We start from the raw sequence: 20607 nt of genomic DNA, 5'->3' as shown, positions 1-20607 counted from the left end.
GAGTTTGTGTAGTGGTGAGGGGCGGTCCGCGGCGAGCCGTATTTCGGCGCGCCAACGAAATGAAAGGGAGGCTGGATGACGCTAGATGATTTGATTACCGAATTCGACCGGGGCCTGCGCTCGATCACCGGCGTGACGCGTATGGCGCGCCCGATGCCGCAGCCCACTCCCGTTACCATCGAAGTCACGCCGGACGGCGAGGCCGTGCCGGCCGGCAGCGAACTCACGCCCGCCGAGCGCGCACATGCCGCCGGCCTCATGCGCGTGAACCATGTGGGCGAGGTGTGTGCCCAGGCGCTGTATCAGGCGCAGAAAATGTCGACCCGTTCGCCCTCGCTCAAGGTCGCTTTCGACGAGGCCGCTCGCGAAGAAGAGGATCACCTCGCGTGGACCTCGCGCCGCCTTCAAGCGCTCGATTCGCGCCCGAGCCTGCTCAATCCGCTCTGGTATGCCGGCGCACTGGCGATCGGCCTCGCCGCCGGGCGTCTCGGCGACAAGGTGAGCCTCGGCTTCATGGCCGAGACCGAGCGCCAGGTCGAACATCATCTCGACAGCCACCTCGACAGCCTGCCGCCCGCCGACCTCGAATCGCGCGCGGTCGTCGAGCAAATGCGCACCGATGAAATGGCTCACGCCAGGTCGGCCACCGATCTGGGCGGTGTCGAATTGCCGCTGCCGGTGCGTTCGCTGATGCGTGTAGCATCGAAGGTCATGACACGCACCGCCTATTACATCTGACTGGATTACGTGGGCCGACAATCGCTGTCGGCTCATAATGTCGTTAATCTTTCAGAGCTTTCAGCCCTCCGATTAATCCCCGCAAGACCCCCTCGGCACACCGCTTATCCCCGCGCTTTTCACGTATCACCTTCACAACCTGCGTTAGCTCATTCATTCATAACGGTTTTTGGCTTTTGGTCTGACTTGAACAAGTGCCGCTAAGTCCTTGTTCTAGCGGATAAATTTCGTCAAAAAACGTTCGGGCTCCCTTGACCCTCGTTGGGCGTTCCTCTAAAGTGGGAGACAGTGTGAGAAAGTGTATTTTTGTGTGATTTCAGGCGCGTATTCAGGTAGATTTTCCGAGATTTAAGCGGGCGGCGAACGACGCCGCGTTAGGGGGAGCAAATTGTTCCAGGGGGCGTCGGCGCTAACACTCGATGCGAAAGGACGGATGTCGATTCCGTCTCGCTATCGGGATGCGCTGCAACAACAGGCAGAAGGCCGGGTGACGATCACCAAACACCCGGACGGCTGCCTGTTGCTATTTCCGCGCCCCGAATGGGAAGTGTTCCGTGCGAAGGTCGCCGCCTTGCCGATGGACGCGCACTGGTGGCGCCGCATCTTTCTCGGCAACGCGTCCGACGTCGATCTCGACAGTGCGGGCCGCGTGCTCGTCTCACCTGAATTACGTCTGGCGGCAGGAATGGAAAAGGAAGTCATGCTGCTCGGCATGGGTAGTCATTTTGAGTTGTGGGATGCGCAGACCTACGCCGCCAAGGAACAGGCGGCGATGGCGCAGGGCATGCCCGACGCCCTGAAAAATTTCACGTTCTGATCGCGGTTTAAAAAGCTATGGCATCTGCGATGGGACAGGGACTACAGCATCGCACGGTGCTGCTAGACGAAGCGGTGAACGCACTGATCACGCGCGCGGACGGCGTCTATGTGGACGGCACGTTCGGTCGCGGCGGGCACAGTCGCGCGATCCTCGGGCGTCTGGGTGAGGCTGGGCGCCTGATTGCGTTCGACAAGGATCCGCAGGCGATCGCCACGGCGCAAACCGTGGGCGACGCGCGGTTTTCGATCGTGCATGAGAGTTTTGCTTCGCTGCGCGACGAGCTCGCGTCGCGCGGGGTAGGGCGTGTGTCGGGAATATTGCTGGACCTTGGCGTGTCGTCGCCGCAAGTCGACGATCCGCAGCGCGGCTTCAGTTTCCGCGCCGACGGTCCGCTCGACATGCGGATGGACCCGACGCGCGGCGAGTCCGCCGCTGACTGGCTCGCTCGGGCCACGTTGCAGGAACTGACGGAGGTAATTCGGGATTATGGGGAAGAACGGTTTGCTTTTCAGATTGCAAAGGCGCTTGTTGCTCGCCGGGCAGAGTCCGACCGTCTCGGGCCTCTCGACAGCACGGGCGAGCTTGCCCAAATCGTGGCTAACGTCGTCAAAACCCGTGAGAAGGGTAAGGACCCGGCAACCCGCACCTTTCAAGCTATACGGATTCACGTCAATCAAGAGCTTGCGGAGCTGCAAGTCGTTCTAGAAGCAGCGTTGTCGTTGCTGGAACAGGGGGGGCGGCTGGTGGTCATCAGCTTTCATTCGCTCGAAGACCGGATCGTCAAGCGATTCATGCAGGCGCACGCGAGCGCGCCGGCGGTGGACCGCCGTCTGCCGATCCGCGCCGTCGACCTGCCGAGCCCACCGCTCAAGCTGCTCGGCCGCGTGTTCGCGAGCGACGAGGAAGTCGCCGCGAACCCGCGCGCCCGCTCGGCCGTAATGCGCACCGCGGAGCGCATCACGCCATGAATCGCCTGAACATCTTCCTGCTGATCGTCGTCATGGGGTGCGCGCTCTCGGTCGTGAACGCCACCAATCAGCAGCGCCAGATCTTCATCCAGTTGCAACGCGCGCAGTCGCAGGAGCATCAGCTTCAGCAGGACTACGCACAGCTTCAATATCAGCAGAGCGCGCTGTCGAGAACGTCGCGCATCGAACAGATCGCCACCGACTCGCTCAAGATGCAGCCTGTCACGACCGGACGCACGCAATATCTGACGCTCGCGCCGGGCGCCGCCACCGCCGTCGACGCGCCCGTGCCGACCTCGGCGCCCCCGCAGGGCGCCGCGCCCACGCCTGCCCGCCGCGGAGGCACGCGATGAAAAAGGACAATCGCCGCAAGAGCGTTGCCTTCAGCGCCAACCCCATTCTCTCCGTGCGCCTGCCGATGTGGCGCTCGAAGCTCGTCGTGTTTCTGCTCTTCATGGCGTTCGTCGCGCTCGCCGCACGCGCGTTCTGGATTCAGGGCCCGGGCAACGCGTTCTATCAGAAGCAGGGCGAAAGCCGTTACCAGCGCACGATCGAACTGCCGGCCACGCGCGGCAAGATTCTCGACCGCAACGGCCTTGTGCTTGCCACGAGCCTGCCCGTGCGCGCGATCTGGGCGATTCCCGAAGCCGTGCCCGACGATCTCGGCGCCGACAAGCTCAACCAGCTCGGCGCGCTGCTCGGCATGAGCACGAAAGAGCTGCGCTCGAAGCTCTCCGAAGACAAGACGTTCGTGTACGTGAAGCGCCAGGTGCCGCTCGATGTCGCGCAGAAAGTCACGGCGCTCGACATTCCCGGCATTTATCAGCGCAACGAATACAAGCGCTTCTACCCGGAAGGCGACGTCACGGCGCACTTGATCGGCTTCACCAACGTCGAAGACGAAGGCCAGGAAGGCGTCGAACTGTCCGACCAGAAAATGCTCGCGGGCGTGCCGGGCATTCGTCACGTCATCAAGGACCGTATGGGCCATATCGTCGAGGACGTCGACGAAACGGTCGTGCCCCACGATGGCAAGGACGTCGAACTGTCGATCGACAGCAAGATTCAGTTCATCGCCTATTCGAACCTGAAAGCGGCCGTCGAGAAGTTCAAGGCCAAGGCGGGCGCGGCGATGGTGGTGGACGTGCGCACGGGCGAAGTGCTCGCGCTCGTGAACTATCCGACCTACAACCCGAACGACCGCTCGCACCTCACCGGCGAGCAGTTGCGCAACCGCATTCTCACCGACGTGTTCGAGCCGGGCTCGATCATGAAGCCGTTCACGGTGTCGCTGGCCCTCGATCTGCACCGCGTCTCGCCGACTACACTGGTGGATACGGGCGCGGGCCACTTCACCCTCGACGGCGCGACCATTACCGACGACGCCGGTTTTGGCGTGTTGACGGTGGGCGGCGTGATCCAGAAGTCGAGCAACATCGGCGCGACGAAGATCGCGATGACGCTGCGCCCCGAAGAAATGTGGGACATGTACACCAGCATCGGTCTCGGTCAGGCGCCGAAGGTCGGGTTCCCCGGCGCGGCGGCGGGCCGTCTGCGTCCGTGGAAAAGCTGGCGCCGCATCGAGCAGGCGACGATGTCCTACGGCTACGGCCTCTCCGTTTCGCTGTTCCAGCTCGCGCGCGCGTACACGGCGATCGCCCACGACGGCCAGATCCTGCCCGTCACGATCTTCCGCCATCCCGGCGATACGCAGCCCGTGCAGGGCACCCAGGTTTTCGCGCCGACCACGGCGCGTGAAGTGCGCACGATGCTGGAGAGCGTGGTGTCGAGGGACGGCACCTCGCCCGACGCCGCCGTGCCCGGCTATCGCGTGGGCGGCAAGTCCGGTACGGCGTACAAGCACGGCCCGCACGGCTACGACCATTCGAAGTACCGCGCGTCGTTCGTCGGCATGGCGCCGATGCCGAATCCGCGCATTGTCGTGGCCGTGACGGTCGACGAACCGACCGCCGGCAGCCACTTCGGCGGCGCGGTCTCGGGTCCGGTGTTCTCGGGCATCGTCGGCGACACGCTGCGCTCGCTCAACGTGCCGCCCGACATGCCGGTGAAGCAGCTCGTGGTCGAAGACAACAGCGCCTCGGCTCCCGCCGCCGCGAATGCACCGGGCGCGCCCGTGAAGCACACGGCGAATACGCCCGCAAACAAGAACACCGTCGCCGCGCGTCACATGACCGTCGCGGACAACGCGAAAAATCGACCCGGAGTCGTCCGATGAGCGCCACGCGCACCCAGCATCCCGCGCACCGGCAGATCGCGGACGCGCTCGCATGGCTGCGCGCGCACGTCGCACCCGCAGCCGGCCTGCACGCCGACACGCGCTCGCTCAAGCCGGGCGACGTGTTTCTCGCCTACGCCGTGGAAGGCGCGGACAACCGCCCGCACATCGCCAATGCGATCGAGCGCGGCGCGGCCGCCGTTGTGTATCAGCCGGAAGGCTATGCGGGCGAACAGCCCGACGCTTCCATTGCACTCGCCGTGCCGCAACTCGATGCGCTCGCGGGCGAGATCGCGAGCGGCTGGTATGGCGACCCGAGCGACGCGATGCTCGTGGTCGGCGTGACCGGCACGAACGGCAAGACGTCGTGCAGCCAGTGGATCGCCACGGCGCTCTCGGCCATCGGCCAGAAGTGCGCGATCGTCGGCACGCTTGGCAGCGGCTTTCCGGGCCAGCTCGTGCACACGGGCTTCACCACGCCCGATGCGCCGCAACTGCAACGTAGCCTCGCACAATTGCGTGGCGAAGGTGCACAGGCTATTGCGATGGAGGTATCCTCGCACGCGCTGCATCAGGGCCGGGTGAACGGCACGTCGTTCGACATTGCCGTCTTTACGAATCTCACGCAGGACCATCTCGACTATCACCGCACGTTCGAAGCCTACGAGGCCGCGAAGGCGCGTCTGTTCGCCTGGCCGGGCCTGCGCGCGGCCGTCATCAACGCCGACGACGCAGCGGGGCGCCGCCTGATCGCCGCCACGCGCGGCAAGGCGCGCACGATCGCGTATGGCATAGAGACGCCTGTCGCCGACGCGCCGGTGGCCGACGCCTGGCTGCGCGCGAACGACGTGCGCGCGACGGCCACCGGCACGTCCTTCCATCTGGAAACGTCGGACTGGGGCGAGGCGCGCGTCGAGGTGCAGGTGCTCGGCCTCTTTAACGTGAGCAATCTGCTCGGCGTGCTCGGCGCGCTGCTGGCGGCGAACGTGCCGCTCGTTGCGGCGCTCAACGAGCTCGCGAAGCTGCAACCGGTGAACGGGCGCATGGAGCGCCTGGGCGGCCGCGTCGACCATGACGAGCCGCTCGTGGTGGTCGATTACGCGCATACGCCCGACGCGCTGGAAAAGACGCTCGAAGCACTGCGTCCCATGGCGCTCGCGCGCGGCGGACAGCTCGTCTGCATGTTCGGCTGCGGCGGCGACCGCGATGCGACCAAGCGCCCGCTCATGGGCGCGATCGCGGAGCGCCTCGCCGACCAGGTGGTCGTGACGAGCGACAACCCGCGCAGCGAATCGCCGGCCGCGATCATCGACCAGATCGCGCAAGGCATGCGCGAAGCCGCGAAGGCGCGCCGCATCGAGGACCGCGCGAGCGCGATCCTGCAAGCGGTGCGCGGCGCGGCGCGCGAAGACGTCGTCGTGCTGGCCGGCAAGGGCCACGAGGCGACCCAGGAAATCATGGGCAAGAAGCGCGCGTTCTCCGACCAGGATCACGCGCGGCTTGCTCTCGCAGCCCGTGTCACACACGTGCGCGGAGGTGGTGAATGACAATGCTTTCCCTGCGCGAAGCCGCAGCGCTGATTCCAGGCGCGAGCGTACTCGGCGACGAGAACGCGACGTTCGAGCGCATCTCGACCGACAGCCGCGCGGCAGGCCCGGGCGATCTCTTCGTCGCGCTCAAGGGCGACCGTTTCGACGCGCACGATTTTCTCGGCGAAGTCGCGAATCGTCACGTGAGCGCGGCGCTCGTGTCGCGCAGTCCCGGCGACTGGCGCATGCCGGCGCTGCGCGTGGACGACACGCGCACGGCGCTCGGCGCGCTCGCGCTCGGCTGGCGGCGCCGCTTTTCGATGCCGCTCGTCGCCGTGACGGGCAGCAACGGCAAGACCACGGTCAAGGAAATGATCGCGTCGATCTTCGCGGCGGCGGTGGGCGAGAATGCGCGCCTCGCGACGACGGGCAACCTCAATAACGATATCGGCCTGCCGCTCACGCTGCTGCGTTTGAGCGGCGCGCACCAGTTGGCGGTGGTCGAGCTCGGCATGAATCACCCCGGCGAGACCGATCTGCTCGCGAAGATCGCCGAGCCCACGGTTGCGGTGGTGAACAACGCGCAGCGCGAGCATCAGGAATTCATGGCGACGGTGGAAGCCGTCGCGCTCGAGCACGCGAGCGTGATTCACGCGCTCAAGCCCACGGGCGTCGCGGTGTTTCCCGCCGACGATGCCTACGCGAGCATCTGGCGCGTGGCGGCAACCGGTTCGCAGATTCTCGACTTCGCGCTCCATACGGATGAAAGCGCGGTCGAGGCGGCGGTGACCGGCAAGCTCGTCGGTAAGCCGGGCGGCAACCGTCTCGCGATCGCGACGCCGGAAGGCCATCTCGAAGTGGCGTTGAAGGTGCTTGGCGCGCACAACGCGCGCAACGCGCTCGCGGCCACGGCCGCGGCGATTGCCGCGGGCGTGCCGCTCGAGGCGATCGGCCGCGGGCTGGAGGCGTTCGAGCCGGTGAAGGGCCGCTTGCAGGTCAAGCGCGCGGCGCTTGGCGAACTGGCGGGCGCCACCGTGATCGACGACACCTACAACGCGAATCCCGATTCGGTGCGCGCCGCGATCGACGTGCTCGCTTCGCACGCGTCGCCGCGCGTGCTCGTGCTGGGCGACATGGGTGAAGTCGGCGACGACGGCCCCGCGTTTCACCGCGAGGTCGGCGCGTATGCGAAGGAGCGCGGCATCGACGCGCTCTACACGCTCGGCGACGCGGCGCGAGACATCACCGTTGCGTTCGGCGCACAGGCGCTGCACGCGGCGAGCGTGGGCGAGCTCGTGCAGGCGCTGGCCGGAGCCGGTTACGGCGCGGGCGCAACGATCCTCGTGAAAGGCTCGCGTTTCATGCAGATGGAGCGCGTGGTGGCGGCTTTGACAAACCCGCCCACGAATCCGCAAACCCCTGCGCCGGACGCTGCGTCCGGCGCGCACTGAAATACTAAGGAATACAAGGCATGCTACTGGCGCTGGCGCAATGGCTGCAGAATGACGCAAGCTTCTTGCGCGTGTTCAGTTATCTGACGTTCCGTGCGGTGATGGCCACCATCACCGCGATGGGGATCGGGCTTTTCCTCGGCCCGTGGGTGATCCGCAAGCTCACCGCGATGAAGGTCGGCCAGGCCGTGCGTACGGACGGCCCGCAATCGCACCTCGTGAAGTCCGGCACGCCCACCATGGGCGGCGTGCTGATTCTGCTCGGCATCGCGGTTTCCACGCTGCTGTGGGGCGACCTCACGAACCGCTTTATCTGGATCGTGATGCTCGTCACGTTCGGTTTTGGCGCGATCGGTTGGGTCGACGACTATCGCAAGGTCGTCTACAAGGACCCGCGCGGCATGTCCTCGCGCGAGAAGTACTTCTGGCAGTCGGTGATTGGTCTGTTCGCGGCGGTGTATCTCGCGTTCAGCGTGTCCGAAGCGAGCAATGTGCGCGTGTTCGACCTCTTCATGGCGTGGGTGCGCAGCGGCCTGTCGATGGGCCTGCCCGCGCGCGCCGACCTGCTGCTGCCGTTCCTCAAGTCGATCAGCTATCCGCTTGGCGTGTGGGGCTTCATCGCGCTCACGTATTTCGTGATCGTCGGCGCGAGCAACGCCGTGAACCTCACCGACGGCCTCGACGGCCTCGTGATCATGCCGGTCGTGCTGGTCGGCGCGTCGCTCGGCGTGTTTGCCTACGTGATGGGTAGCTCGGTCTACTCCAAATACCTGCTTTTCCCGCACATTGCCGGCGCCGGCGAATTGCTGATCTTCTGCTCGGCCATGGGCGGGGCGGGCCTGGCGTTCCTCTGGTTCAACACGTATCCCGCGCAGGTGTTCATGGGCGACGTGGGCGCGCTCGCGCTCGGCGGCGCGCTCGGCACCATCGCCGTGATCGTGCGTCAGGAAATCGTGCTGTTCATCATGGGCGGCATTTTCGTGGCGGAAACGCTCTCGGTGATGCTCCAGGTCACCTGGTTCAAATACACGAAAAAGCGTTACGGCGAAGGGCGCCGCATCTTCAAGATGGCGCCGCTGCATCACCATTTCGAGCTGTCCGGCTGGAAAGAGACGCAGGTTGTCGTGCGCTTCTGGGTCATCACGCTGATGCTGTGTCTGATCGGCCTGTCGACTCTGAAGCTGCGTTGATCGATCTTAGGCGTTCACCAAGGTAAGGGAAGGAAGCAAGCGATGTTTGGCGAGAAGTTTCGGGATCGGCAAAAGCCGATGGTGCTCGTGCTGGGACTCGGGGAATCGGGTCTCGCGATGGCGCGTTGGTGCGCGCGGCATGGTTGCCGCCTGCGCGTTGCCGACACGCGCGAAACGCCGCCTAATTTGCCCGAACTCGCCGCGCGCGGCATCGACGCCGATTTCGTGGGCGGCCCGTTCACGACCGCCTTGCTCGAAGGCGTGGAGCTGGTCGCCATCAGCCCGGGCCTTTCGCCGCTCGCCGAAGATCTCGTGCCGCTGATCGCGGCGGCGCGCGAGCGCGGCATCGAAGTGTGGGGCGAGCTCGAACTCTTCGCGCAGGCGCTGCGCCATCTCGGCGAAAGCGGCTACGCGCCGAAGGTGCTCGCCATTACCGGCACGAACGGCAAGACCACCACGACGAGCTTGACGGGCATGCTCTGCGAGCGCGCGGGCAAGCGCGTGGCGGTGGCGGGCAACATCAGCCCGGCGATGCTCGACAAGCTCGCCGAGGCGATCGACAACACCGCGCTGCCCGACATCTGGGTGCTCGAACTGTCGAGTTTTCAGCTGGAAACGGCGCACACGTTCGAGCCCGATGCGGCCGCTGTGCTCAACATCACGCAAGACCACCTCGACTGGCACGGCGGCCTCGACGCCTACGCGGCCGCGAAGGGCCGCATCTTCGGACCGCGCACGACGCGCGTGCTCAACCGTGACGACGCGCGCGTGATGTCGCTCGCAAGCGTGAAGGCAAGCGCGGACGCGAAGGTCGTGACCTTCGGCCTGGACGAGCCCGGGAACGACGGCGACCTCGGTCTGCTGCGCGAAAACGGCATGCAGTGGCTCGTGCAGGCGCACGATCTCGACGCGGCCGATGTGCCGGTGTCCCCGCGCCGTCGCAAGCAGCAGGAAGCCGCGCCCGTGAATCTCGGCATGAAACGCCTCATGCCCGCCGACGCGCTGCGCATTCGCGGCCTGCACAACGCGGCGAACGCGCTTGCGGCATTTGCGCTTACGCGCGCGATCCAGCTGCCGCCCGCGCCGCTCCTGCACGGCCTGCGCGAGTATCGCGGCGAGCCGCATCGCGTGGAGCTGATCGCGTCGATCGAAGGGATCGACTACGTGGACGACAGCAAGGGCACGAACGTGGGCGCGACGGTCGCGGCGCTCGACGGACTCGCGCAGCGCACGGTGCTGATTGCCGGTGGCGACGGCAAGGGCCAGGACTTCGATCCGCTCGTCGCACCGGTTGCGCGCTGGTGCCGCGCCGTGATGCTGATCGGCCGCGACGCAGCGAAGATTCGCGCCGCGCTCGGAGAAACCGGCGTCGCGATGAGCGACCACGCGACGCTCGAAGAAGCGACGCGCGCCGCCACGGCGCTCGCGCAGCCGGGCGACGTGGTGTTGCTCTCGCCCGCATGCGCGAGCCTCGACATGTTCCGCAACTACGCCCATCGCGCGGCCGTGTTCCGCGACACGGTGGAAGACATCGCCGCAGAACGGGGGACGATGATATGAGCTGGTCCGAACGATTCGGTGCGCGTTTATCGCGTGAGGGCGGTGGGGCGGGCGGCTCGACGAACGGCGGCGCGCCGCGCTCGAGCGGCCTCGCGAGCGTCGTCAACGGCGTGCGGCCGGGCCGCTCGCGCATGCTCGACTACGATCACTCGCTGCTGTGGGCCGTGATCGCTTTGCTCGGACTTGGTGTGGTGATGGTCTACTCGGCTTCGATCGCCATGCCCGATTCGCCCAAATACGCGTCGTACCGCGACTGGGCGTTCCTCGTGCGCCACCTCGTCTCGCTCACGATCGCGACGATCGCCGCGCTCGTTGCGTTCCGCATTCCCGTTTCCACATGGGAACGCTACGCGCCAAAGCTCTTTCTCATCTCGCTCGCCATGCTCGTGGTCGTGCTGATTCCGCACATCGGCAAGGGCGTGAACGGCGCGCGGCGCTGGATTCCGCTCGGCGTCACGAACATGCAGCCGTCGGAAATCATGAAGCTCGCCGTGACGATCTATGCGGCGAACTACACGGTGCGCAAGCAGGAGTACATGCACAGCTTCGCGAAGGGCTTCTTGCCGATGGCGTTTGCTGTGGGCGTGGTCGGCGCGCTGCTGCTGCTCGAACCCGACATGGGCGCGTTCATGGTGATCGCCGCGATCGCGATGGGTGTGCTGTTCCTCGGCGGCGTGAACGGCAAGCTGTTCGGCGGCCTCGTGGCCACGGCCGTGGGCACCTTCACGCTGCTCGTGTGGGCGTCGCCGTGGCGCCGCGAGCGGATCTTCGCGTACCTCGATCCGTGGGACGACCGCTACGCGCAGGGCAAGGCCTATCAGCTCACGCACTCGCTCATCGCGTTCGGTCGCGGCGAGTGGTTCGGCGTGGGCCTCGGCGGCAGCGTCGAAAAGCTCAACTATCTGCCTGAAGCGCATACCGACTTCATTCTCGCCGTGATCGGCGAGGAACTCGGTTTCGTCGGCGTGCTGGTCGTGATCCTGCTGTTCTACTGGATCGTGCGCCGCGCGTTCGAAATCGGCCGCCAGGCGCTCGCGCTCGACCGCACGTTCGCGGGTCTCGTCGCCAAGGGCCTGGGCGTGTGGTTCGGCGCGCAGGCCTTCATCAACATGGGCGTGAACCTGGGTCTGTTGCCGACCAAGGGTCTCACGCTGCCGCTCGTGAGTTACGGCGGCTCGGGCATTTTGCTCAACTGCGTCGCGGTGGCACTGCTGTTGCGCGTCGATTACGAGAACCGGGTCCTGATGCGCGGAGGGAAAGTATGACCGCAGCAACGCGCACGCTCATGGTGATGGCCGGCGGCACCGGGGGACACGTGTTCCCGGGGCTCGCCGTCGCGCATCGCATGGAGCAGTGGGGCTGGCGCGTGGTGTGGCTCGGCAATCCCGCAGGCATGGAAGCGACGCTCGTGCCCAGGCACGGCATCGCGATGGAATACGTGCGCTTTGGCGGCGTGCGCGGCAAGGGCATCAAGACCAAGCTGATGCTGCCGCTCAATCTGCTGCGCGCCTGCACGCAGAGCCTCGCGGCGCTGCACCGCGTGAAGCCCGATGTCGTGCTCGGCATGGGCGGCTACATCACGTTCCCGGCGGGCGTGATGAGTGCGCTGTCGGGCCGTCCGCTCGTGCTGCACGAACAGAATTCGATCGCGGGTCTCGCGAACAAGGTGCTCGCCAGGCTCGCGAAGCGCGTGCTCGTGGCGTTCCCCGGCGCGCTGCCCGACGCCGAGTGGACCGGCAATCCGATCCGCGAGGCGCTGGAGCACGTCGATCAGCCGAAGGCGCGCTATGCGGCGCGCACCGGTCCGCTGCGCGTGCTCGTGGTGGGCGGCAGTCTCGGCGCCACGGCGCTCAACGAAGTCGTGCCGCGTGCGCTCTCGCTGCTCGCGCCGCAAGAGCGCCCGCACGTCGTGCATCAGGCGGGCGCGAAGCACATCGACGCCTTGCGTCAAAACTATATCGGCGCCGGTCTCCTTTCGAACGAAGGGGACGACGCGGTGCAACTCGTGCCGTTCATCGACGACATGGCGAGCGCCTACCAGAACGCGGATCTCGTGATCTGCCGTTCGGGCGCCATGACGGTGGCCGAGATCGCGGCGGTGGGCGTGGCGGCATGCTTCGTGCCGTTCCCCTACGCCGTGGACGACCACCAGACCACCAACGCCGCGTTCCTTGCCGACAAGGACGCAGCGCTCGTGGTGCAGCAACGCGACCTGACGGCGGAAGGACTTGCCGACTGGTTGCGGCATCAGACCAGAACATCGCTGGCGGAAATGGCCGAGCGCGCTCGCGCGCTCGCGAAACCCGACGCCGCCGATCAGGTCGCACGCATCTGCGCGACCGTGGCGGGCGTAGTAGCGGGAGGAAAGCAATGAAACACATCGTCAAACATATCCATTTCGTCGGCATCGGCGGCGCAGGCATGAGCGGTATCGCCGAAGTGCTCGTCAACCTCGGCTACCAGGTAAGCGGCTCGGACCTCGCAAAGAACGGGGTCACCGATCGACTCGCCGCGCTCGGCGCGCGCATCGCGATCGGCCATGCCGAAGAGAACATCGAAGGCGCGAACGCCGTGGTCGTTTCCACGGCCGTGCGCAGCGACAACCCGGAAGTGCTCGCGGCGCGCCATCGCCGCATTCCCATCGTGCCGCGTGCCGTGATGCTCGCGGAACTCATGCGTCTGAAGCAGGGCATCGCGATCGCGGGCACGCACGGCAAGACCACCACCACGTCGCTGGTGGCGAGCGTGCTGGCGGCGGGCGGGCTCGACCCGACCTTCGTGATCGGCGGACGCCTCATCAGCGCGGGCGCGAATGCGCGCCTCGGCACGGGCGACTTCATCGTGGCGGAAGCCGATGAATCCGACGCATCGTTCCTGAACCTCTTCCCGGTGATCGAAGTCATTACGAACATCGACGCCGATCACATGGACACCTACGGGCACGACTTCGCGCGCCTGAAGCAGGCGTTCATCGAATTCACGCATCGCCTGCCGTTCTATGGCATTGCCGTGCTGTGCGTGGACGACCCGAACGTGAAGGAGATCCTGCCGTTCGTGTCGAAGCCGATCATCCGTTACGGCCTCGCGTCCGACGCGCAGGTGCGCGCGGTGAACGTGGTCGCGCGCGAAGGCAAGATGCACTTCACGGTGATGCGCGAAGACGCGCCGTCGCTCGACATCGTGCTGAACCTGCCGGGCACGCACAACGTGCAGAACGCGCTGGCGGCGATCGCGATCGCGACCGAACTCGAAGTGAAGGACGCCGACATTCAGCGCGCGCTCGCGGAATTCAACGGCGTGGGCCGCCGTTTCCAGCGCTACGGCGAAATTCCCGTCAACGGCGGCGGCGCTTACACGTTGATCGACGACTACGGCCATCACCCGGTGGAAATGGCGGCGACGATTGCAGCGGCGCGCGGCGCGTTTCCCGAGCGCCGGCTCGTGCTGGCGTTCCAGCCGCACCGCTATACGCGCACGCGCGACTGCTTCGAAGATTTCGTGCGCGTGCTCTCGACCGTCGACGCGCTCGTGCTAACCGATGTCTACGCGGCCGGCGAAGCGCCGATCGTCGCGGCCGACGGCCGTGCGCTCGCCCGCGCGATTCGCGTGGCGGGCAAGGTCGAGCCGGTGTTTATCGAAACGGTGGATGAGATGCCGGACGCGCTGGCCGCGGTGGTGCGCGACGGCGATGTGGTGATTACGATGGGCGCGGGTTCGATCGGCGGTGTGCCGGGCCGGATCGCCGCACAGGAACAAAAGGCGTGAGTGACATGAGCAGTATCGACGCGAAACAATTTGGCAAGGTGGCGGTATTGCTCGGCGGCGTGTCCGCCGAGCGCGAGGTGTCGCTCAAGTCGGGCTCGCTGGTGCTTCAGGCGCTGCAAAGCGCCGGTATCGACGCGCATGCGTTCGACCCCTCGGAGCGTCCGCTTTCGGCGTTGAAGGACGAAGGCTTCGTGCGCGCGTTCAACGCGCTGCATGGCGGTTATGGCGAGAACGGCCAGATCCAGGGCGCGCTCGACTTCTACGGCATCCGCTATACGGGCACGGGCGTGCTCGGCTCGGCGCTCGGGCTCGACAAGTTCCGCAGCAAGCTCGTGTGGCAACAGCTCGGCATTCCGACGCCGCCGTTCGAAACCGTGCTGCGCGGCGACGACTACGCGGCGCGCGCGCCGCAGATCGTCGCGAAGCTCGGCCTGCCGCTGTTCGTGAAGCCGGCGAGCGAAGGGTCGAGCGTCGCGGTCATCAAGGTGAAGGCCGAAGCCGAACTCGTGCCGGCGCTCGTGGAAGCTGCGAAGTTCGACAAGATCGTGCTGGTGGAAAAGAGCATCGAAGGCGGCGGCGAGTACACCGCGTGCATCGCGGGCGACCTCGATCTGCCGATCATCAAGATCGTGCCGGCGGGCGAGTTCTACGACTACGACGCGAAGTACATCCTCGACACGACGCAGTATCTGATTCCCTGCGGCGTCGCGCCCGAGAAGGAAGCGGAACTGAAGAAGCTCGCGCGCCGCGCGTTCGACGTGCTTGGTTGCACCGACTGGGGCCGCGCCGACTTCATGATGGACGGCGCGGGCAACGCGTATTTCCTCGAAGTGAACACGGCGCCCGGCATGACCGATCACTCGCTGCCGCCGAAGGCCGCGCGCGCGGTGGGCATCGAGTATCGCGACCTCGTGGTGCGCGTGCTCGCGCTTACGTTGAACAATTGAGGCCCTGATTAATCTCTGACCGACGAATTGCCGAACCTGCACTGAACCGACAATCTCGACATGTGGAATAACGTACGCCAGCTCAACCTTGCCGCCAACGCGTTGCACGCGATGCTCGCGCTCGCGCTGCTGGCGGCCGGCTGCTACTGGCTCGTGCAGCGGCCCAACTTCGCGCTGCGCGAAATCCGCATCGAAGGCGACACCGAGCACATCAACTCGCCCACGGTGCGCGCGAGCGTGGTCGGCCGCCTGAAGGGCAACTTCTTCACCGTCGATCTCGACACGGCGCGCACCGCGTTCGAGCAGATGCCGTGGGTGCGCCACGCGAGCGTGCGCCGCGTGTGGCCCAATGCGCTGGCTGTCACGCTCGAAGAGTACAAACCGTTGGGCACGTGGGGCAGCGATCAGCTCGTGAGCACCGATGGCGAGCTGTTCACCGCGAACCAGGGCGAACTCGACGAGGACCTGCCCGCGTTCGACGGCCCGGACGGCACCGCGCCCGAAGTGGTCGCGCGTTATCACGACTTCGAGAAGTGGTTCGCGCCGCTCGGGCTCACGCCCGACGAAGTGACGCTCTCGCCGCGCTACGCGTGGACGGTGAAGCTCTCGAACGGCACGCAGGTGGAGCTGGGCCGCGAGCGCAACGCCGACACGCTGGGCGAGCGCTCGCATCGGCTCATCGCGGCGTGGACGGCGGTCACGCAGCGTTGGGGCAAAGAGATCGAATATGCGGACCTGCGTTATCCGAACGGGTTTGCGATAAGGGCGGCCGGCATGCGCTTCATCAGCGACACGCCCGCTCCGGGCAAGAAGTAACAGGACATCACACGCAACGAGCACGATATGAGTAAAGACTATAAGGATCTGCTGGTCAGCCTCGACATCGGGACGTCGAAGGTGGTGGCCGTCGTCGCCGAAATGAAGGGCGATGGCCACTACGAAGTGATCGGCCTCGGCCAGAGCGAATCGAAAGGTCTCAAGAAGGGCGTGGTGGTGAACATCGAGGCCACGGTGCAGTCTATCCAGCGAGCGCTCGAAGAAGCGGAACTCATGGCCGACTGCAAGATCACTAACGTATTCACCGGCATTGCGGGCAGCCACATTCGCAGCTTCAACTCGAGCGGCATGGTCGCCATCAAGGAGAAGGAAGTCACGCAGGCGGACGTCGCGCGCGTGATCGAAACGGCGAAGGCGATCAACATCCCGACCGATCAACAGGTGCTGCATATCCTCACGCAGGAATTCATCATCGACGGTCAGGAAGATGTGCGCGAGCCGATCGGCATGAGCGGCATTCGCCTCGAAGTGAAGGTGCATATCGTGACGGGTGCGGTGAGCGCCGCGCAGAACATCGTGAAGTGCGTGCGCCGCTGCGGCCTCGAAGTGAACGACCTCATCCTGCAACCGCTCGCTTCGTCGCTGGCGGTGCTGACCGAGGACGAGAAGGAGCTGGGCGTGGTGCTCGTCGACGTAGGCGGCGGCACGACCGATATCGCGATCTTCAGCGAAGGCGCGATTCGCCATACCGCAGTGATTCCGATCGCGGGCGACCAGGTGACGAGCGACATCGCCATGGCGCTGCGCACGCCGACGCCCGACGCGGAAGACATCAAGGTGAGCTACGGCATCGCGAAGCAGGCCTTGGCCGACCCGGACGAGATGATCGAAGTGCCGGGTCTGGGCGAGCGCGGTCCGCGCACGCTGTCGCGCCAGGCGCTCGCGGCCGTGATCGAGCCGCGCGTGGAAGAGCTTTTCTCGCTCGTGCAGCAGGTGGTGCGCGAGTCGGGCTACGAAGAATTGCTGAGCTCGGGCGTCGTGCTCACGGGCGGCGCCGCGATGATGCCGGGCATGGTCGAGCTGGGCGAGGACATTTTCCTCAAGCCGGTGCGCATTGGCGTGCCGGAATACGCGGGCGGGCTTGCCGACGTGGTGCGCAATCCGCGCTACTCGACGGCGATGGGCCTGCTCGTCGAAGGCCGCTCGCAGCGCATGCGCGGGCGCAAGGTTGCAGTGCAGTCGGGGTCGATGGGTCAGGTCTTCACTCGCATGAAGGACTGGTTCCTCGGCAACTTCTAAGAGCAGAAGTCGCAGGACAGAAGGCGAAGTACAAGCTTCGAAAACCGCGCCGGTGACGGCGGCTGGCGCGCAGTGGAGGGTTGCCCGATCTTCCACTGGATAACGGCCGAGGAGCGGAATCTTTTTCTTGACGGAGGCAACATGGAATTCCAGATGCTGGAAACGGAAACCAACGGCACCATCATCAAGGTGGTAGGCGTTGGTGGTGCTGGCGGCAATGCCGTGCAGCACATGATCAACCGCGGCGTGCAAGGCGTCGATTTCATCGTGATGAACACGGACGCACAGGCGCTTTCGCGCTCGCGTGCATCGGCCGTGATCCAGCTCGGCAACACGGGCCTGGGTGCAGGAGCCAAGCCGGAGATGGGTCGCGCGGCAGCGGAAGAAGCCCGTGAGCGTATCGCCGATTCGCTGCGCGGCGCGCACATGGTGTTCATCACCGCCGGCATGGGCGGCGGCACGGGTACGGGTGCGGCACCCGTGGTCGCGCAGATCGCCAAGGAAATGGGCATTCTCACCGTTGGCGTGGTGAGCAAGCCGTTCGAGTTCGAAGGCGGCAAGCGCATGCGCGTGGCGGAAGCCGGCTCGCAGCAACTGGAGGATCACGTCGACTCGCTGATCGTCGTTCTGAACGACAAGCTGTTCGACGTGATGGGCGATGACGCCGAGATGGACAAGTGCTTCCAGTGCGCGGACGACGTTCTGAACAACGCAGTGGCCGGCATCGCCGAAATCATCAATGTCGACGGCCTCGTGAACGTCGACTTTGAAGACGTGAAGACGGTGATGGGCGAGCAGGGCAAGGCGATGATGGGCACGGCGACGGTGGCCGGTGTCGATCGCGCGCGCCTCGCGGCGGAACAGGCCGTGGCGAGCCCGCTGCTCGAAGGCGTCGATCTGTCGGGCGCGCGTGGCGTGCTGGTCAACATCACGTCGAGCCGTTCGCTGCGCCTGTCGGAAACGCGCGAAGTGATGAACACCATCAAGAGCTACGCTGCGGAAGATGCGACGGTGATCTTCGGTGCGGTGTACGACGACGCGATGGGCGACGCGCTGCGCGTGACGGTGGTGGCAACGGGCCTTGGCCGCGCTGCGAAGAAGCAGCAAGCCGCGCCGATGCAACTGCTGCGCACGGGCACGGACAACCATCCGATCCCGGCTCCGGCAGGTTCGTACGCACCTCAGCACAGCGGCCACGGCAACACGGCCGACTACGGCGCGCTCGACACGCCGGCTGTGTGGCGCACGTCGCGCGACACCGCGGCTTCGCACGTGCAGGCGCTTCAGGAAAAGGGCGTCGACACGTACGACATTCCGGCGTTCCTGCGCAAGCAGGCGGACTGACACGCGAGCCGATCTGACTGCGGCAGGGCGCGAAAGCACGCATCGCCCTCGCCCGCAGACAGATGACGCGCGGCGTCGCAATGAAGGCGAGCAAGACCAGCGAGGCCGCATCCGCGAGGATGCGCGGCAGGGACGGTTGCCCGCCACGCGTTGAGCGTGGGGGACAGGCGCGGTGTCGCCAGTCGTTTCTGTGTAACCTTGGAGTACATCGTTGCCCAACATTGCGGGACGCCGGCGCGACACGCTTGCGCATCGCTGCAAAGGACGAGTCATGATCAAACAGGGTGAAACGCTGCCCGAAGCGACCCTCTTCGAGTTCATCGAAGACGCACGCGAGGGCTGCACGCTGGGGCCCAACAGCTTCGACGTGCGAAAGGAAGCAGCAGGCAAGCGCGTGGTGATCTTCGGATTGCCGGGCGCGTTCACGCCCACGTGCTCCGCGAAGCACGTGCCGGGTTACGTCGAGCACTACGACGCGCTGCGCGCGGCCGGTGTCGACGAAATCTGGTGCGTGTCCGTCAACGACGCGTTCGTGATGGGCGCGTGGGGGCGCGATCAGCGTACCTCGGGCAAGGTACGCATGATGGCCGACGGCAGCGCGGCGTTGACTCGTGCACTCGGACTGGAGCAGGATTTGTCGGCGCGTGGCATGGGAATCCGCTCCCAGCGCTATGCGATGGTGATCGACGACGGCGTGGTCAAGACGCTGCACGTCGAGGCACCCGGCAAGTTCGAAGTGAGCGATGCCGCGAGCATACTTGCCACGTTGACCCGCGCATGAACGCGTTCGCGGCTTTGCGTTGCCCCGTTGCAACGTGAAATGCGACGCAAATGTGACAGGCGATTACGTGCGCCCAGCGGGCCGATTACCCCGGGAACGCCTCCGTTCCGGGCATCGGCCCGCCCTTCATCCCGACTGGGTAACAAGGGGAAACAGTTTGTCACGCCCGTGAGGACGACGGACTTGCCGCAACTGGAGTATAATTCGAGCTATGAGTTAAAAAGTCCCGATTGGGATTTTCAATGAGCAGAAAACCATGTTGAAGCAGCGAACCATCAAATCGATCGTGAAGACAGTCGGCATCGGCCTGCACTCGGGCCGCAAAGTCGACCTGACGCTCCGTCCGGCTGCGCCGAACACGGGCATCGTGTTTTCGCGCGTGGATTTGCCGACGCCGGTGGATATCCCCGCATCGGCGAAGGCGATTGGCGACACGCGCCTCGCCTCGGTGTTGCAGAAGGACGGCGCACGTGTCTCGACGATCGAGCACCTCATGTCGGCCTGCGCGGGTCTCGGCATCGACAACCTCTATGTGGACGTCACCGCCGAGGAAATCCCGATCATGGACGGCAGCGCGGCTTCGTTCGTGTTCCTGATCCAGTCGGCGGGCATTGAAGAACAGAACGCACCGAAGAAGTTCATCAAGGTCAAGAAGCCGGTCGAGATCCGTGACGGCGACAAGTTCGCACGCCTCGATCCCTATTTCGGCTTCAAGCTCAAGTTCACGATCGACTTCCGTCACCCGGCCGTCGATAAAACGGGCCAGGCGCTCGAAGTGGACTTCGCGAATACCTCGTACGTGCGTGAAATCGCGCGCGCGCGCACGTTCGGCTTCGCACACGAAGTCGAAATGATGCGCGAGCTCGGTCTCGCGCGCGGCGGCAGCATGGACAACGCGATCGTGCTGGACGAGTACCGCATCCTGAACAACGACGGCCTGCGCTACGACGACGAGTTCGTGAAGCACAAGATGCTGGACGCGATCGGCGACCTTTACGTGGTCGGCCATCCGCTGCTGGCGGCTTACGACGCGTACAAGTCGGGCCACGGCCTGAACAACCAGTTGCTGCGCGAGCTGCTCGCGAACGAAGACGCCTACGAGATCGTCACGTTCGACGATCCGCAGAAGGCGCCGCGCGGTTTCGGCTACGAGGCGCAGACCGCGTTTGCCTGAGTCTTGCGGAATTGGCCAGTAAAAAAGG

At 65.5% G+C, this 20607-nt stretch carries 18 protein-coding genes; all 18 read left to right on the top strand.

Annotated elements, in window-relative coordinates:
* Positions 1-75 precede the first annotated feature (75 nt).
* The 18 genes from coq7 (at position 76) to lpxC (ending at position 20579) form a co-directional block, all read left to right on the top strand.
* Positions 76-738 (top strand): 2-polyprenyl-3-methyl-6-methoxy-1,4-benzoquinone monooxygenase, encoded by a 663-nt coding sequence (gene coq7 / locus C7401_RS39805; protein ID WP_112177539.1) that lies wholly within the window; start codon positions 76-78, stop codon positions 736-738.
* A gap of 388 nt (positions 739-1126) precedes the next feature.
* Positions 1127-1555 carry a division/cell wall cluster transcriptional repressor MraZ gene (gene mraZ / locus C7401_RS39800; RefSeq protein ID WP_027818006.1) on the top strand — a complete coding sequence of 143 codons (429 nt, stop codon included), beginning with the start codon at positions 1127-1129 and terminating at the stop codon, positions 1553-1555.
* Between the two features lie 17 nt (positions 1556-1572).
* Positions 1573-2526, top strand: coding sequence for a 16S rRNA (cytosine(1402)-N(4))-methyltransferase RsmH (rsmH, locus tag C7401_RS39795; protein ID WP_112177538.1), 954 nt, complete (start codon positions 1573-1575; stop codon positions 2524-2526).
* Positions 2523-2879, top strand: a complete 357-nt coding sequence (gene ftsL / locus C7401_RS39790) for a cell division protein FtsL (RefSeq protein ID WP_112177537.1) — start codon at positions 2523-2525, stop codon at positions 2877-2879. Before rsmH ends, ftsL begins: the two co-directional genes overlap by 4 nt.
* Entirely contained in the window at positions 2876-4762 is a 1887-nt protein-coding gene (locus C7401_RS39785; RefSeq protein WP_112177536.1) for a peptidoglycan D,D-transpeptidase FtsI family protein, read from the top strand. The genes ftsL and C7401_RS39785 overlap by 4 nt, the downstream gene beginning before the upstream one ends.
* The gene (locus C7401_RS39780) at positions 4759-6309 is read left to right on the top strand and encodes a UDP-N-acetylmuramoyl-L-alanyl-D-glutamate--2,6-diaminopimelate ligase (protein ID WP_112177535.1); all 1551 of its coding nucleotides are present in this window, start codon (positions 4759-4761) and stop codon (positions 6307-6309) included. The genes C7401_RS39785 and C7401_RS39780 overlap by 4 nt, the downstream gene beginning before the upstream one ends.
* Complete coding sequence (locus C7401_RS39775; RefSeq protein WP_112177534.1) at positions 6306-7742, top strand: UDP-N-acetylmuramoyl-tripeptide--D-alanyl-D-alanine ligase; 1437 nt, start codon at positions 6306-6308, stop codon at positions 7740-7742. Before C7401_RS39780 ends, C7401_RS39775 begins: the two co-directional genes overlap by 4 nt.
* A gap of 20 nt (positions 7743-7762) precedes the next feature.
* Complete coding sequence (gene mraY, locus C7401_RS39770) at positions 7763-8932, top strand: phospho-N-acetylmuramoyl-pentapeptide-transferase (RefSeq protein WP_112177533.1); 1170 nt, start codon at positions 7763-7765, stop codon at positions 8930-8932.
* Positions 8933-8974: 42 nt separating this feature from the next.
* Entirely contained in the window at positions 8975-10492 is a 1518-nt protein-coding gene (gene murD / locus C7401_RS39765; protein WP_112177532.1) for a UDP-N-acetylmuramoyl-L-alanine--D-glutamate ligase, read from the top strand.
* Entirely contained in the window at positions 10489-11757 is a 1269-nt protein-coding gene (gene ftsW / locus C7401_RS39760) for a putative lipid II flippase FtsW (protein WP_112177531.1), read from the top strand. Before murD ends, ftsW begins: the two co-directional genes overlap by 4 nt.
* Positions 11754-12866 carry an undecaprenyldiphospho-muramoylpentapeptide beta-N-acetylglucosaminyltransferase gene (gene murG, locus C7401_RS39755; protein WP_112177530.1) on the top strand — a complete coding sequence of 371 codons (1113 nt, stop codon included), beginning with the start codon at positions 11754-11756 and terminating at the stop codon, positions 12864-12866. Before ftsW ends, murG begins: the two co-directional genes overlap by 4 nt.
* Positions 12863-14257 (top strand): UDP-N-acetylmuramate--L-alanine ligase, encoded by a 1395-nt coding sequence (murC, locus tag C7401_RS39750; protein WP_112177529.1) that lies wholly within the window; start codon positions 12863-12865, stop codon positions 14255-14257. The genes murG and murC overlap by 4 nt, the downstream gene beginning before the upstream one ends.
* Before the next feature lie 5 nt (positions 14258-14262).
* Entirely contained in the window at positions 14263-15204 is a 942-nt protein-coding gene (locus C7401_RS39745) for a D-alanine--D-alanine ligase (protein ID WP_112177528.1), read from the top strand.
* A 60-nt stretch (positions 15205-15264) separates the two neighbouring features.
* A complete protein-coding gene (locus C7401_RS39740; protein ID WP_112177527.1) occupies positions 15265-16020 on the top strand; it encodes a cell division protein FtsQ/DivIB in 756 nt (251 codons plus the stop codon).
* A gap of 27 nt (positions 16021-16047) precedes the next feature.
* Complete coding sequence (gene ftsA / locus C7401_RS39735; protein WP_112177526.1) at positions 16048-17280, top strand: cell division protein FtsA; 1233 nt, start codon at positions 16048-16050, stop codon at positions 17278-17280.
* A 141-nt stretch (positions 17281-17421) separates the two neighbouring features.
* Positions 17422-18624: a cell division protein FtsZ gene (ftsZ, locus tag C7401_RS39725; protein ID WP_112177525.1), complete on the top strand. Its 1203-nt coding sequence runs from the start codon at positions 17422-17424 to the stop codon at positions 18622-18624.
* Positions 18625-18895: 271 nt separating this feature from the next.
* The gene (locus C7401_RS39720) at positions 18896-19405 is read left to right on the top strand and encodes a peroxiredoxin (protein WP_112177524.1); all 510 of its coding nucleotides are present in this window, start codon (positions 18896-18898) and stop codon (positions 19403-19405) included.
* A gap of 256 nt (positions 19406-19661) precedes the next feature.
* The gene (gene lpxC / locus C7401_RS39715) at positions 19662-20579 is read left to right on the top strand and encodes a UDP-3-O-acyl-N-acetylglucosamine deacetylase (RefSeq protein ID WP_112177523.1); all 918 of its coding nucleotides are present in this window, start codon (positions 19662-19664) and stop codon (positions 20577-20579) included.
* The last annotated feature ends 28 nt before the right edge of the window (positions 20580-20607 follow it).

The organism is Paraburkholderia unamae (assembly GCF_003268775.1).
Classification (GTDB): domain Bacteria; phylum Pseudomonadota; class Gammaproteobacteria; order Burkholderiales; family Burkholderiaceae; genus Paraburkholderia; species Paraburkholderia unamae.
The sequence above is the reverse complement of the archived record's forward strand: the minus strand, read 5'-3'. Positions and strand labels throughout refer to the sequence as shown.

Bases quoted from the DNA above. Each gene is read 5' to 3' on its own strand.
- murC (WP_112177529.1), top strand. From the start codon at position 12,863: ATGAAACACATCGTCAAACATATCCATTTCGTCGGCATCGGCGGCGCA.
- ftsW (WP_112177531.1), top strand. From the start codon at position 10,489: ATGAGCTGGTCCGAACGATTCGGTGCGCGTTTATCGCGTGAGGGCGGT.
- murD (WP_112177532.1), top strand. From the start codon at position 8,975: ATGTTTGGCGAGAAGTTTCGGGATCGGCAAAAGCCGATGGTGCTCGTG.
- rsmH (WP_112177538.1), top strand. From the start codon at position 1,573: ATGGCATCTGCGATGGGACAGGGACTACAGCATCGCACGGTGCTGCTA.
- C7401_RS39775 (WP_112177534.1), top strand. From the start codon at position 6,306: ATGACAATGCTTTCCCTGCGCGAAGCCGCAGCGCTGATTCCAGGCGCG.
- C7401_RS39740 (WP_112177527.1), top strand. From the start codon at position 15,265: ATGTGGAATAACGTACGCCAGCTCAACCTTGCCGCCAACGCGTTGCAC.
- ftsA (WP_112177526.1), top strand. From the start codon at position 16,048: ATGAGTAAAGACTATAAGGATCTGCTGGTCAGCCTCGACATCGGGACG.
- ftsZ (WP_112177525.1), top strand. From the start codon at position 17,422: ATGGAATTCCAGATGCTGGAAACGGAAACCAACGGCACCATCATCAAG.
- coq7 (WP_112177539.1), top strand. From the start codon at position 76: ATGACGCTAGATGATTTGATTACCGAATTCGACCGGGGCCTGCGCTCG.
- C7401_RS39745 (WP_112177528.1), top strand. From the start codon at position 14,263: ATGAGCAGTATCGACGCGAAACAATTTGGCAAGGTGGCGGTATTGCTC.
- lpxC (WP_112177523.1), top strand. From the start codon at position 19,662: ATGTTGAAGCAGCGAACCATCAAATCGATCGTGAAGACAGTCGGCATC.
- ftsL (WP_112177537.1), top strand. From the start codon at position 2,523: ATGAATCGCCTGAACATCTTCCTGCTGATCGTCGTCATGGGGTGCGCG.
- mraY (WP_112177533.1), top strand. From the start codon at position 7,763: ATGCTACTGGCGCTGGCGCAATGGCTGCAGAATGACGCAAGCTTCTTG.
- C7401_RS39720 (WP_112177524.1), top strand. From the start codon at position 18,896: ATGATCAAACAGGGTGAAACGCTGCCCGAAGCGACCCTCTTCGAGTTC.
- C7401_RS39785 (WP_112177536.1), top strand. From the start codon at position 2,876: ATGAAAAAGGACAATCGCCGCAAGAGCGTTGCCTTCAGCGCCAACCCC.
- C7401_RS39780 (WP_112177535.1), top strand. From the start codon at position 4,759: ATGAGCGCCACGCGCACCCAGCATCCCGCGCACCGGCAGATCGCGGAC.
- murG (WP_112177530.1), top strand. From the start codon at position 11,754: ATGACCGCAGCAACGCGCACGCTCATGGTGATGGCCGGCGGCACCGGG.